Annotated in this window: 11 protein-coding genes and 1 riboswitch; of the genes, 8 read left to right on the top strand and 3 right to left on the bottom strand. The window is 74.3% G+C overall.

From position 1 onward, the window contains the following. Positions 1 to 110: 110 nt before the first annotated feature. Both trpD and OIE12_RS08875 read left to right on the top strand, forming a co-directional pair. Complete coding sequence (trpD, locus tag OIE12_RS08880; RefSeq protein ID WP_329133496.1) at positions 111 to 1178, top strand: anthranilate phosphoribosyltransferase; 1068 nt, start codon at positions 111 to 113, stop codon at positions 1176 to 1178. Between the two features lie 310 nt (positions 1179 to 1488). Further along, positions 1489 to 1605: riboswitch (SAM riboswitch) on the top strand. A gap of 174 nt (positions 1606 to 1779) precedes the next feature. Continuing rightward, entirely contained in the window at positions 1780 to 3135 is a 1356-nt protein-coding gene (locus OIE12_RS08875) for an aminotransferase class V-fold PLP-dependent enzyme (RefSeq protein WP_329133495.1), read from the top strand. Positions 3136 to 3177: 42 nt separating this feature from the next. On the opposite strand, the gene OIE12_RS08870 is transcribed toward OIE12_RS08875, so the two are convergent. Both OIE12_RS08870 and OIE12_RS08865 read right to left on the bottom strand, forming a co-directional pair. After that, the gene (locus tag OIE12_RS08870) at positions 3178 to 3459 is read right to left on the bottom strand and encodes an Lrp/AsnC family transcriptional regulator (protein WP_030383423.1); all 282 of its coding nucleotides are present in this window, start codon (positions 3457 to 3459) and stop codon (positions 3178 to 3180) included. Beyond that, entirely contained in the window at positions 3456 to 4196 is a 741-nt protein-coding gene (locus OIE12_RS08865; RefSeq protein WP_329133491.1) for a rhomboid family intramembrane serine protease, read from the bottom strand. Before OIE12_RS08865 ends, OIE12_RS08870 begins: the two co-directional genes overlap by 4 nt. A 156-nt stretch (positions 4197 to 4352) precedes the next feature. On the opposite strand from OIE12_RS08865, the gene OIE12_RS08860 reads away from it, so the two are divergent. The 6 genes from OIE12_RS08860 (at position 4353) to OIE12_RS08835 (ending at position 11323) form a co-directional block, all read left to right on the top strand. After that, positions 4353 to 4592: a hypothetical protein gene (locus OIE12_RS08860; protein WP_329133489.1), complete on the top strand. Its 240-nt coding sequence runs from the start codon at positions 4353 to 4355 to the stop codon at positions 4590 to 4592. 64 nt (positions 4593 to 4656) lie between these two features. Next, positions 4657 to 6006 carry an NYN domain-containing protein gene (locus OIE12_RS08855; protein ID WP_329133487.1) on the top strand — a complete coding sequence of 450 codons (1350 nt, stop codon included), beginning with the start codon at positions 4657 to 4659 and terminating at the stop codon, positions 6004 to 6006. A gap of 326 nt (positions 6007 to 6332) precedes the next feature. Beyond that, positions 6333 to 7373, top strand: a complete 1041-nt coding sequence (locus tag OIE12_RS08850) for a C40 family peptidase (protein ID WP_329133485.1) — start codon at positions 6333 to 6335, stop codon at positions 7371 to 7373. Between the two features lie 238 nt (positions 7374 to 7611). Further along, positions 7612 to 8658, top strand: a complete 1047-nt coding sequence (locus OIE12_RS08845; protein WP_329133483.1) for a C40 family peptidase — start codon at positions 7612 to 7614, stop codon at positions 8656 to 8658. Positions 8659 to 8861: 203 nt separating this feature from the next. Beyond that, entirely contained in the window at positions 8862 to 10070 is a 1209-nt protein-coding gene (locus OIE12_RS08840; RefSeq protein ID WP_443053779.1) for a hypothetical protein, read from the top strand. 92 nt (positions 10071 to 10162) lie between these two features. Further along, the gene (locus tag OIE12_RS08835; protein WP_329133481.1) at positions 10163 to 11323 is read left to right on the top strand and encodes a PucR family transcriptional regulator; all 1161 of its coding nucleotides are present in this window, start codon (positions 10163 to 10165) and stop codon (positions 11321 to 11323) included. Here OIE12_RS08835 and OIE12_RS08830 read toward each other — a convergent pair. Continuing rightward, positions 11292 to 12248 (bottom strand): alpha/beta hydrolase, encoded by a 957-nt coding sequence (locus OIE12_RS08830; RefSeq protein ID WP_329133478.1) that lies wholly within the window; start codon positions 12246 to 12248, stop codon positions 11292 to 11294. The two genes, OIE12_RS08835 and OIE12_RS08830, sit on opposite strands and share 32 nt — an antisense overlap. Positions 12249 to 12416: the final 168 nt, after the last annotated feature.

Raw genomic sequence — 12416 nt, 5'->3', positions numbered from 1 at the left:
CCGATGCTCGGACGGGGCCCTTCCCCGTGTGCGGGGCTGGATAGGGTGGGGGTGGCCGGCCCGCGTGAGGTGCCGGACTTCTTCTTCTCGTGACGAGCCAGGAGCGGCGTATGACTGCTGTGACCCCCGCTGGAGGCGACACCGCGGCGGGCCGCTCCTGGCCCGCCCTTCTGAACGGTCTCCTCGACGGCCGTGACCTGTCCGCGGACGACACCGCCTGGGCGATGGACCTCATCATGCGCGGCGAGGCGACCGACGCGCAGATCGCCGGCTTCGCGGTGGCGCTGCGCGCCAAGGGCGAGACGGTGCAGGAGATCACCGGGTTCGTACGCGCGATGTACGCGCACGCGCACGTCATCGACGTCCCCGGGGACACGGTCGACATCGTCGGCACGGGCGGGGACGGGGCGAAGACCGTCAACATCTCCACGATGTCCGCCATCGTCGTCGCCGGGACCGGGGCGAAGGTCGTCAAGCACGGCAACCGGGCCGCGTCGTCGGCGTCCGGGGCGTCGGATGTGCTGGAGAAGCTCGGCGTCGACCTGAACCTGTCGCCGCAGCGGGTGGTGGAGGTCGCCGAGGAGGCCGGGATCACCTTCTGCTTCGCGGCGAAGTTCCACCCCGCGCTGCGGCATGTGGCGGCGGCGCGCGGGCAGCTCGGGATCCGGACGACGTTCAACTTCCTCGGGCCGCTGACCAACCCCGCGCAGGTGCGGGCCCAGGCGATCGGCGTCGCCGACGCGCGGATGGCGCCGATCATCGCCGGGGTCTTCGCCGAGCGGGGCAACTCCTCGCTCGTCTTCCGCGGTGACGACGGGCTCGACGAGCTGACGACGACGTCGACGTCGCGGGTGTGGGAGGTGCGGCACGGCAAGGTGACGGAGGAGGCGTTCGACCCGCGGTCGGTGGGGATTCCGTTGGTGCCGGTGGAGGCGTTGCGGGGCGGGGACCCCTCCTACAACGCGGATGTCGCGCGGCGGGTGCTGGAGGGGGAGGCGGGGCCGGTGCGGGATGCGGTGCTGTTGAACTCGGCGGCGGCGGTGGTGGCGTTGCGGGGGGAGGAGGGTCCACTGGTGGACCGTCTCCGTGACGGGATGGCGCGCGCGGCGGAGTCCATCGACAGCGGCGCGGCCCGGGAGGCGCTCTCCCGCTGGGTTGCGGCCACGCGCCGGGCGTGACGGTACGGGGGCGTGCGGGCGGCATTTTTTCGCCCCCGCCGCCCCTACCCGTCCCGTCCTCAACCTGGGGGCTCCGCCCCCAGGCCCCCCGGGGGTGGGTGGGGGTTGTGGGCAGGTGCGGGTGCGTCGTGGCTGGTCGCGCAGTTCCCCGCGCCCCTAAAAGCTGGGGGCGCCCCCGGTCTTTCAGGGGCGCGGGGAACTGCGCGAGAAGTCCCCACCCACCCGCACCCGACAACGCACCCCGGGCCCCCCGTATCGGGATGTGGGACGGGTTGCGGGGGAGGCGTGGGGTCCCGTAGCGTCGGGCGCAGGTCATGAGTGACAGTCATGAGGCCCCGGCCGACTGTCCGGCAACCCTCCGTCCGTGGCGGGGTGCCCCGGGTGAAGACCAGGCCGCCCGCCACAAGGCCCGCGGCAAGCGCGGACCCCTCGGCACTCCAGGGGTCCTGGTCACCGAGGAGCCCCCCGTGAGCAAGCGAATGCGATAGGGCCGCAGAGCCCCGCCTCCGCACACCCCTTTCACCTCACCCACGCGCGAGCGCGCCCGGGCCGTCGCCCCCGCTCGCGTGGTGATTCCGCCTGCGCCCACGGGAGTTCACCCATGTCCGTCACCACCGCCACCACGGCCACCACCACCCCTCTCCCCGTCCTCGGCCGCGACGTCACCGTCCCCCTCGTCACCGGCGGCGAAGTCACCTACGCCGCCCTCGACTACGCCGCCAGCGCCCCCGCCCTCCAGCGCGTCTGGGACGACGTCGCCGCCTACGCCCCCTACTACGGCAGCGTCCACCGCGGCGCCGGCTACCTCTCCCAGCTCTCCACCGACCTGTTCGAGAACGCCCGCCTCACCGTCGCCGAGTTCCTCGACTGCCGCGCCGCCGACCAGGTCGTCTTCACCCGGTCCACCACCGACTCCCTCAACCTCCTCGCCGCCGCGCTGCCCGCCGGCTGCGAGGTGTTCGTCTTCGAGACCGAGCACCACGCCTCCCTGCTGCCCTGGCGCGCCGCCCGCGTCACCTACCTTGACGCCCCCCGCACCCCCTACCAGGCCGTCGACACGCTGGAGCGCGCCCTCGCCGCCCGCGACACCACCGCCCCGGCCCTGGTCTGCGTCACCGGCGCCTCCAACGTCACCGGCGAGCTCTGGCCCGTCCGCGAACTGGCGGCCACCGCGCACGCGCACGGCGCCCGTATCGTCCTGGACGCCGCCCAGCTCGCCCCGCACCACCCCGTCTCCGTGCAGGACCTGGACGTCGACTGGGTCGCCTTCTCCGGGCACAAGCTGTACGCCCCCTTCGGCTCCGGCGTGCTGGCCGGCCGCGCCGACTGGCTGACCGCCGCCGAGCCCTACCTCGCCGGCGGCGGCGCCAGCCGCAGGGTCACCCGGCGCACCGACGGCGGCGTCGATGTGGAGTGGCACGAGAGCGCCGCCCGCCACGAGGCCGGCTCGCCCAACGTGATCGGCGCCTACGCCGTCGCCTCCGCCTGCAAGGCGCTCACCGAGGCCGGCTGGGACACCCTGGTCGCCCGCGAGAACCAGCTGATCGAGCGGGTGCGGGCGGGCCTGGCCGAGGTGCCCGAGGTGCGGGTGCTGTCCCTGTTCGGCGACGACGCGCCCCGCGTGGGCGTGCTCTCCTTCGTCGTCGAGGGCTGGAACAGCTCGCACTTCGCCGCCGCGCTCTCCGCCGAGTACGGCATCGGCGTCCGCGACGGCCTCTTCTGCGCCCACCCGCTGGTGCGCACCCTGCTCGGCGGCGACCCGCAGACCCAGGGCGAGTGCGGGGCGCCGGAGGCCGCGCCCGGGGAGAAGTCCCTCAACGCGATCCGGGTGAGCTTCGGCGCGGGCACGCCCGACGAGCACGTCGACCGCTTCGTCGCAGCGGTACGGGAACTGGTGCGCGAGGGCGCCACGTGGGAGTACCGCACGCAGGACGGCCGCTGCGTTCCGGCGGTCTGACCGGCCGCCCCGCCGCACCGCCGCTCCGCGGGGCTGGGGTCGTTACGACTCCAGCCCGATGGAGAACGCCGCCTCCAGGTCGTGCTGCGAGTACGTGCGGAACGCGACGTGCGTGTCCGTGCCCTCGACGCCGGGGATCTTGCTGATCCGGCCCGGGATGACGTCCGCCAGCTCGTCGTGCGCCCTGACGCGGACCATCGCGATCAGGTCGTACGTCCCGGTCACGGAGAACACCTCGCTGACGGAGTCCAGTGCGGCGATCGACTCGGCGATCTCGGGGATCCGGTCCACGCTGGTCTTGATGAGCACGATCGCGGTGATCACGGCTGGTTCTCTCCCTCGGGGGCCGGTCTTGTGTCCCTCACTGTAGCCATCGGGCCGTACCGCACCCACGCGTACCCGAAGCCCAGCGCGAACCCCACCACGTGCGCCAGGTAGGCCACGCCGGGCCCCTGGCCCTCCCGGCCCGCCGCCAGCCATTGCAGGGCCGCCCAGAACGGCAGCACCACCCACGCGGGGAAGCGCAGCGGCAGGAAGAACAGGAACGGGAAGAGGCTGGTCACCCGCGCCCCTGGGAACAGGAACAGAAACGCCCCGAGGACCGCCGAGATCGCCCCCGAGGCGCCCACCAGGGTCTGCGCGGAATCCGCCCGCGCCGCCGCGTAGCCGAGCAGCGCGAGCGCCCCGCAGCCCAGGTAGAACAGCGCGAACTCCAGATGTCCGAGCCGCTCCTCGGCCATCGCGCCGAAGACGTACAGGAACAGCATGTTGCCCAGCAGGTGCACCCAGGTGCCGTGCACGAACAGGGCGGTGACCGGGGAGAGCGTGGCCCGCGCGGAGCCGCTGAACAGCTCCACCGGGATCACCCCCCAGCGGGCGAAGTACGTCTGCTGGGCCAGCAGCAGCCGGTCCCCGGTGCCGTACCCCGGGTTGAACCCCGAGGCGGGGCTCATCAGGAAGAGCACGAAGCACACGGCGATCAGCCCGTGCGTCACCGGCGCCGGCTGCCGCCGCAGCGCCCGTACGGCCGTCCTGCCCCTGTCGTGGATCTCGCGGATCATGCGACGAAGCATGACGTACCCGGGCGTACCCGGACGGAGTGCCTCGCCGCGATGGACACACCCGCGGGGGGTCCCGCGCAGGCCGTAGGGTTACGACCCACACGCACCAGGGAAACTGGGGCATCACGGAGACCGGAAGAAGGAAGAGCAGCCACGATGACGGTTCCCCTGCCGACCGAGACGACCCGGTGGCGCTGCACGCTCTGCGGCAACCTCACGCGTTTCGACGTGACCCGCTCGTCCAAGGCGGTCGAGTACGTGCACCTGGACCTGTCCGGCGTGCCGAAGGTGGAGGAGCGCGAGGTGGTCAGTGAGACCATCGAGTCGGTGCGCTGCCGCTGGTGCAACGCCGTGGATCAGGTGGAACTCGTGGACAGGCCGGGCAGCGGCTCCTGAGCGGAGCGGGTACCCGCACAGGGAGCCCCGCGCGGGGCTCCCGTACAGGCAATAGGGGTGACGGATGGCTCAGACACAAGGCGGGGAGCCGGGCGACGGCGCCGCCGAGGTGCTCGACCGTCCGCTGCCCGACGGCGTGCGCAAACGCGTGGTGGGGATCGTCTCGGACGGCTTCGGCGGGCTGACCGTGGCCGAGCTGCCGGCCCAGCTGCGGCAGTACGCGCGGTTCACGCCCACCCGGCGGGCCAAGTTCGCGGGCAACGCCATGGCGGCCGCGGTGGAGACCGACGCGCTGTTCCGGCAGCGCATCGCCGAGAAGCTCAGAGAGGCCCAGCCGGAACTGGCCGGCGCCCTCGACGCCGGGTCCCCGCCCCCGGCCGCCGACCCGCTCGACGTGGCCGCCGCGGCCTATGTGCTGCGCCCTGCGGGCTGGGTGAAGCTGGTGACCGCGGCCGGCGAGGAGGCCCAGCGGGCGGACGCCGAGCGGGCCGACGAGGCGAGCCGCGCCGAGCTGGAGCGGCTGCGCGCCGACCTCGCGGCCGCCCGCGGCCAGGTCCGCGCCGAGACGGAGCGGCTGCGCGCCGAGCTGGAGACGGCGAAGAAGGAGTCCGAGTCGCTGCACCGCAAGCTGCGGGCCGCGCTCAGCGACGTCAAGCGGGGCGAGGCGGCGCTGCGCAAGGCGCGGGCCGAGCGGGAGGCCGAGCGCGCCGAGGGGCAGGCCCGGCTGTCCGCAGCGGAGAGCGAGTCCCGCCGGCTGAAGGCACGGCTGGGGGAGTCCGAGGCCGCCCTGGAGGCGACGCGCAAGGCCGCCCGCGAGGGCCGCAGCGTCGAGGACATGCGGGTCAGACTGCTCCTGGACACGGTCCTGGACGCCGCCCAGGGGCTGCGCCGGGAGCTGGCACTGCCGCCGGTGTCCGTGCGGCCCGCGGAGACCGTGGACGCCGTCGAGCCGGGCCGGATGACCCCGAAGGACATCGCCAACCGGGCGCTGTCCGAGAACGACCCGGCCGTCGTCGACCAGTTGCTCGCGCTGCCGCAGGCGCACCTCGTCGTCGACGGCTACAACGTCACCAAGACCGGCTATCCGCAGATGCCGCTGGAGAAGCAGCGGCTGCGGCTGCTCGGGCAGCTCGCCCAGCTGGCCGCGCAGACCGGCGCCGAGACCACCTGCGTCTTCGACGGCGCCGAACTCGCCGCCCCGGTGCTGCTCGCGCCGCCGCGCGGGGTGCGGGTGCTGTTCTCCAAGCCGGGCGTGACCGCCGACGAGCTGATCCGCCAGCTGGTGCGCGCGGAGCCGCCGGGACGGCCCGTGATCGTCGTCTCCACCGACCGCGAGGTCGCCGACGGCATCGCGCGCGCCGGCGCGCGGCCGGTCGCCTCCGCGGTGCTCCTGAAGCGTTTCTCGCGCGGCTGAACCAGGGCGCCCCGTTCCGGGTCCGTCGTGTCCCGAAGAGGCCGTACGTACCCGTACACGCCAACCGCAACGTCCGTTCCCCTTGCCCGAATTGGGCTCATCGTCACGCAACGTAGTGTCAACGAGGGGTCACTGCTTGTGCGTTGTGGGCAAAATATGCTCGCGGGGGCCGTGTTTTTTCTGATGAGGATTTGAACTGATCACAAGAGGGTCACTAGGGTCAGCTCGAACCTCCACTCGGTTGATCACTTATGGGGAGTGACGGTGGAGGGGCACCGCCCGCCGGCGTGTCGGTAGGCGGCTGAAGGAAGAAGGAGCTCGCCTCCGTGGCGTCCCACCGTCGACCCAAGCAGCCGAGCCGCACGCGGGTGACCGCGCTCACCACCGTCGCGGCCGCCGCCGTCGCCCTGAGCGCGCAGGCCGCCAACGCCGCGCCGAGCGAGAAGCCCAGCAAGAGCGAGGTCAAGGCGAAGGTCGACAAGCTCTACGAGCAGGCCGAGCAGGCCACCGAGAAGTACAACGGGGCCAAGGAGAAGCAGGAGAAGCTGCAGAAGCAGATCAGCACCCTGCAGGACAAGGTCGCCCGGGGCCAGGCCGATCTCAACGAGCTGCGCGAGGGCATCGGCACGATGGCCAGCGCCCAGTACCGCACCGGCAGCATCGACCCCTCCGTCCAGCTCTTCCTCTCCGCCGACCCGGACGACTACCTGGACAAGGCCGCCACCCTGGACCAGCTCAGCGGCCAGCAGGTCGAGTCGCTGAAGAAGATCCAGGACAAGCAGCGCGAGCTGGCCCAGGAGCGCAAGGAAGCCTCCGACAAGCTCAAGGACCTCGCCGACACCCGCACCGAGCTCGGCAAGAAGAAGAAGCAGGTCCAGAGCAAGCTCGCCGATGCCCGGACGCTCCTCAACACCCTCACCGCCAAGGAGCGCCAGGAGCTCCAGGACGAGCAGACGCGTTCCAGCCGCTCCTCCGAGCAGCGCGTCGACCTCGGCAACTCCACCCCCGCCTCCGGCCGTGCCGGCGCCGCGTTCTCCGCCGCCCAGAGCAAGATCGGCTCGGCCTACGTCTACGGCGCCACCGGCCCCTCCTCCTTCGACTGCTCGGGCCTGACCTCCTGGGCCTACGCCCAGGCCGGCGTCTCCATCCCGCGTACCTCGCAGGCGCAGGCGAACATCGGCACGCGCATCTACTCGCAGAGCCAGCTCCAGGTCGGCGACCTGGTGTTCTTCTTCAACGACCTGCACCACGTGGGCCTCTACGCCGGCAACGGCCAGGTCCTGCACGCCCCGCGCACCGGCACGGTCGTCCGGTACGAGTCGATGAGCACGATCGGCGGACCCTTCATGTTCGGCGTCCGCGTCTGACGTCGTGTCCGGGCCCCGGGAGCGCCTGACGGCGCTTCCGGATCAAGGTGGCGTGCCGCCCGAACGGGCGAATTCCCGCACCCCGCGCTGACCCCGCGCCCCGCCGGTGACCTGCGTCAGCGGCGGGGCGCACGGCTGTCCGGCGGTCACTGCCCGTAGCCGTACGGTGACCGGCCCGGCTACTGTCTGCCGCCGTGCCCCTGAACAGGGGTCCGACAGCGGAAGGAGTGCGCCGGTCGTGGGGTCCCATCAGCGTCCTGCACCAACCGGACTGGGCCGGGGGCGTGGTGCCACGCTCGCCGTGCTGTCCGCCGCGGCCACCGCGGCCGCGGCACTGGGGGCCGTACCGGCCGGTGCCGCGCCGCGCGACGGCCGGGCGGAGGTGGACCGGCTGTACCAGGAGGCCGAGCGCGCCACCGAGGCGTACAACAAGGCCGACGAGCGCGCCGACACCCTGCGCGGCGAGGTCCACCGCGCACGGGACCGGATCGCCCGCACCCAGGAGAAGGTCAACACCCTGCGGGACGCGCTCGGTTCGCTCGCGGGCGCCCAGTACCGCTCCGGCGGGCTCGACCCCTCGCTCGCCCTCCTCCTCTCCTCCGACCCCGACGACTACCTCGACCGGGCCGCCACGCTCGACCGTGTCACCGCCGACCAGGCCGGCCGGCTGCGGCAACTGCGCTCGGCGCTGCGGGAGCTGGCGCAGCAGCGGACGGAGGCGGGCGGGAAGCTCGCCGAACTGGAGGAGAGCCGGAAGGCGGTGGCGCGCCACAAGCACGCGGTGGAGCGGAAGCTGGCGCGGGCGCGGCAGGTGCTGAACGCCCTGCCGGCGGGGGAGCGGGCCGCGTACGACCGGGCCTCCCGGTCCGCCGGGCGGCCGCCGGCCCCGCTGCCGCTGCCGGGGCCCGGGGACGGCCCCGGGCACGAGGCCGCGCCCGGTGCGCGGGCCGCCGCGGCGGTCGCGGCGGCGCGGTCCGCGCTGGGACGGCCGTATGTGTGGGGGGCGACCGGGCCGAACGGGTTCGACTGCTCCGGGCTGATGCAGTGGGCGTACGCGCAGGCGGGGGTGGGGCTGCCGCGGACGTCGCAGGAGCAGCGGTATGCCGGGCGGCAGGTGCCGTTGTCCCAGGCGAAGCCCGGGGATCTTGTGGTGTACCGGTCGGATGCGAGTCACGTGGGGATGTACGTGGGGGGTGGCCGGGTGATCCACGCCCCCTATCCGGGGGCGGTGGTGCGGTACGACTCCGTCGGGATGATGCCGGTGGCGGCCGTTACCCGGCCTTGAGAACGGGGGGTGCGCCCCCTTTGCCCCCTTGGGCGCCTCATAGCTCGGGTTTTCGTGTTCGTCGGCGACTGCGGGTACGTCGTGGCTGGTCGCGCAGTTCCCCGCGCCCCTTACCGGCGTGGTTGCTCGCGCCCGCGCGGTGGAGCCGCAGATCAGACACACTCCCGCGCCCCTGGCGGGGGTGTGCCACGTACGATCGTCTGGTGGCTGGGTTCGGGCGGGTCCTCGGGTGTCTCCTGGTGGTGGGGGTGCTCGTGGGGTGCGGAGGCGGGGGTGTGGGGGACTCCGGGCGGGGGGACGTGCAGCGGATGCTGGACCGGCGGGCCGGGGCCGTGCTGGAGCGGGACCGGGGGGTGTTCCTCGGGACCGAGTCCGCGACGGCCGACCCCCGGAGGCAGCTCGCCACCGGCGCCGCCGAGTTCGCCAACCTCAGAAACGTTCCGCTGGCCTCCTGGTCCTACCGGATCACCTCCTTCCACCGCACCGGCGAGCGCGCCACCGCAGACGCCGACCTGCGCTACCAGGTGCGCGGCTACGACCGCGCGCCGGTCACCTCCGGCCGGGTGCTGCGCCTGGTGCACAGCGGACGGCACTGGTACGTGGCCTCCGACGAGCCCGCGAAGAAGTCGGGGCAGCAGCTGTGGGAGCAGGGCGCGGTGCGGGCCGTCAGGGGCAGGCACAGCCTCGTGCTCGGCGTGGGGCAGTCGGAGTCGGACCTCGAGCGGTACGCCCGGCTCGCCGACGACGCCGTACCCGCCGTCTCCCGGGCCTGGGGGAGCGGCTGGGCGGGGCGGGTCGTGGTGTACGTGCCGCGGTCGGTGAAGGGAATGGCGGGGCTGCTGGGCGGCGCAGCCGGCGGGTACCGGGGGATCGCGGCGGTCACCACCGGTGAGGCGGGCGGCTCGACGTCGGCGCCCGCGGACCGGGTCATCGTCAACCCGGACGCGTACGGCGTGCTCGGCGACTTCGGCCGGCAGGTGGTGCTCACCCACGAGACCACGCATGTCGCCACCCGCGCCCACACCACCGCCGCCACCCCGCTGTGGCTGTCCGAGGGCTACGCGGACTTCGTCGGCTACCGCGAGTCGGACCGTACGGCGGCGCAGGTGGCGCCCGAGCTGCGGGACGAGGTGGCCGCGGGGCGGGTGCCGGACGCGCTGCCCACCGACGCGGACTTCGGCTTCGGGCAGGAGGCCGGGCGGCTGGCACGGGCGTACGAGGGCGGCTGGCTGGCCTGCCGGATGATCGCCGAGCGGTGGGGCGAGAAGCGGCTGCGCGCCTTCTACCGGGCGGTCGGCGACCACGGTGAACGAGCGGGCGCGGTCGAGGACGCGCTGCGGACCGTCCTGGACACCGACGCGGCCGCGTTCACCCGGGACTGGCGGGCGTATCTGCGCGACCGGCTGGGCTGAGCGGCCCCGGTGTGTGCGAACCGAAAGTCTCGATTTCGGTCCCGAGCGCCGGGGGGATGTTCGTTTCGGGCAACTTTCCTAAACTTGCGGCTGTGAAGGGTTTGCTGCTGCGGCTGTCGTCGCTCGACGCCGACGCGACCGCCGCGGTACGGGTGATCGCGCACTTCCAGGCGCTGCTCGCCGCCGACCGGATCGACCCGGCGGCCCTGCTGCGGTCCACCGCCGCGCTGGCCGAGTGCCCCGCCGGGATGGAACTCGCCGACGGACGCGTGCTGCGCGCCGGACCGGACGGCACCGCGCTGACCGGCCGCCCCGGAGCCGTGTCCGGCACCGCCGAGCTGGGCGCGGCAGGGCGGGTCTGGCTGGAACGGCCGGGCGCCGCCGGGCCCTTCGACGACCTGGTCCTGGAGTGGCTGGCCGTCGCCGCCCGCACCCTCGCGCAGCCGCCGCGCGCCGTCGATCCGGCGCTGGTGGAGGTGGTCCTCTCCGGCCGTGAGACCGTCGCCGACCGGACCAGGGCGCTGCGGCTGCTCGGGTTCGTCCCGCAGGCGCCGCTGCGTGCCGTCGTCGTCGCGGCGCCCGGCGAGCCCGAGTCGCTCGCCCTGGCCCTGCTGGACCGGGGCCGCCCGCCCGGCACCGTACGGGCCGCCCGGATCGGCGGCCACGGGGTCGCGCTCGTGCAGCGGACGGCGGCGCCCGGCGCCCCCGCCGGTGACGCCCCCTCGCCCGCCGGTGAGCTGCGCCAGGTGCTGCGCGGTGCCGTGCGGGTCGGGGTCGGCGGCGGCGTCGAGGCGCTGCGGGCGGCGGAGTCCTGGCAACAGGCGGTGCTGGCCCTGCGGTTCGCGGTGCCCGGGGTGCCGGCCGAGGCGGTGGCCGACCACGACGAGCTGGGCACGGTCGCCGTGCTGGCCGACCTCCCGGCGGACCGGCTGCGCGCCCTGCCCGACGTACGGCTCCTGGCGGCGGTGGCCGCGCGCGACGGCGGCGCGGCAGGGCTGGACGCGCTCTCCGCGTTCTGCCGCACCGGGTCACTGCGCCAGGCCGCCGCCGAACTCCACCTCCACCACAGCTCGGTGGCCAGCCGCCTCGAACGCGTCGAGGCGGTCACCGGCTGGCGGCTGCGCGAGCCCGGCGACCGGTTCCGGGCCCGGCTCGCGCTCTACGCCTGGCGGCTGGCGCGGGGCGCGGACGAGCCGCTCACCACGCCGGACGCCGGTCCGCTCACCACGCCAGGGCGCGGCGCAGCACCGTGAGCTCCTCCGCGGCCATCCGCTGTGCCACGGCGGCGTGCCGCACCATCCCGGCGCCGTGGAACGTGCCCGGGAACAGGTGCAGTTCCGCGGCGACTCCCGCGTCCAGCAGCGCGCGGGCGTAGTCGACGCCCTCGTCGCGCAGCGGGTCGTACGCCATCACGGCCAGGTGCGCCGGGGGCAGTCCCGCGAGGTCGGTGGTGCCGGCCCGGGCGGGGGCGGCGGTGACCGGCACGCCGACCGAGCCGGGGACGCCCTCGCCGAGGTAGGCGGTCCAGCTCAGCCGGGCGTTGCGGCGGTTCCAGACCGGGGTGTCGGTGAAGCGGCGGGCGCTGACGGTGGCCAGCCGGTCGTCGAGCGCGGGGCTGTCCAGGTACTGCAGCCGGAGTTCCGGGCCGCCGCGGTCCCGGGCCAGCATCGCGGTGGCCGTCGCCAGGCAGGCGCCGGCGCTGTCGCCGGCCACGGCGAGGCGGTCGGCGCGGATGCCGAGGCCGGCCGCGTTCGCGGCGGTCCAGCACAGGGCGGCGTAGCAGTCCTCCAGGCCGGTGGGGTACGGGTGTTCCGGGGCGAGCCGGTAGCCGGGGGAGACGACGACGCCGGGGAGCTCGCGGCACAGGCGGAGGTTGGTCTCGTGGTCGACGTCGGGGCTGCCGAGGACGAAGCCGCCGCCGTGGATGCGGAAGACGGCGGGGAGGGGGTGGGTGGCGCCCTCCGGGCGGTAGACGCGCAGCGAGACGCCGGCCTGCTGGACGTCCATGACCGTCACGCCGGTGGTGTCCGTGTCGGTGACGCGGAGGAAGGTCTCGGCCTTCTGCGCGGCGCGGGCGGCGGCGAGGTCGGAGATGTCGACGGGGGGCATCATCGCGAGCGCGGCGGCGAGTTCGGGGTCCAGGGGGTGAGGATGGGGGTGGGGGTGGGGGTGCGTCATGCGGACACGGTGACACCGGCCTCCGGCCGGGGGGAGCCGACAGGTGTCGGAGCCGGGGGGTTGGTTGCCCGACGGGTGCGCGGTGAGCAGTTCCTCGCCCCCGCCGCCCCTACCCTTCCCGTCCTCAAGGGGCTCCGCCCCTTGGACCCCGGCACGGGGCTTCGCCCC

The organism is Streptomyces sp. NBC_00670 (genome assembly GCF_036226765.1).
Classification (GTDB): domain Bacteria; phylum Actinomycetota; class Actinomycetes; order Streptomycetales; family Streptomycetaceae; genus Streptomyces.
The sequence above is the reverse complement of the archived record's forward strand: the minus strand, read 5'-3'. Positions and strand labels throughout refer to the sequence as shown.

Bases quoted from the DNA above. Each gene is read 5' to 3' on its own strand.
- trpD (WP_329133496.1), top strand. From the start codon at position 111: ATGACTGCTGTGACCCCCGCTGGAGGCGACACCGCGGCGGGCCGCTCC.
- OIE12_RS08875 (WP_329133495.1), top strand. From the start codon at position 1,780: ATGTCCGTCACCACCGCCACCACGGCCACCACCACCCCTCTCCCCGTC.
- OIE12_RS08865 (WP_329133491.1), bottom strand. From the start codon at position 4,196: ATGATCCGCGAGATCCACGACAGGGGCAGGACGGCCGTACGGGCGCTG.
- OIE12_RS08860 (WP_329133489.1), top strand. From the start codon at position 4,353: ATGACGGTTCCCCTGCCGACCGAGACGACCCGGTGGCGCTGCACGCTC.
- OIE12_RS08855 (WP_329133487.1), top strand. From the start codon at position 4,657: ATGGCTCAGACACAAGGCGGGGAGCCGGGCGACGGCGCCGCCGAGGTG.
- OIE12_RS08830 (WP_329133478.1), bottom strand. From the start codon at position 12,248: ATGACGCACCCCCACCCCCACCCCCATCCTCACCCCCTGGACCCCGAA.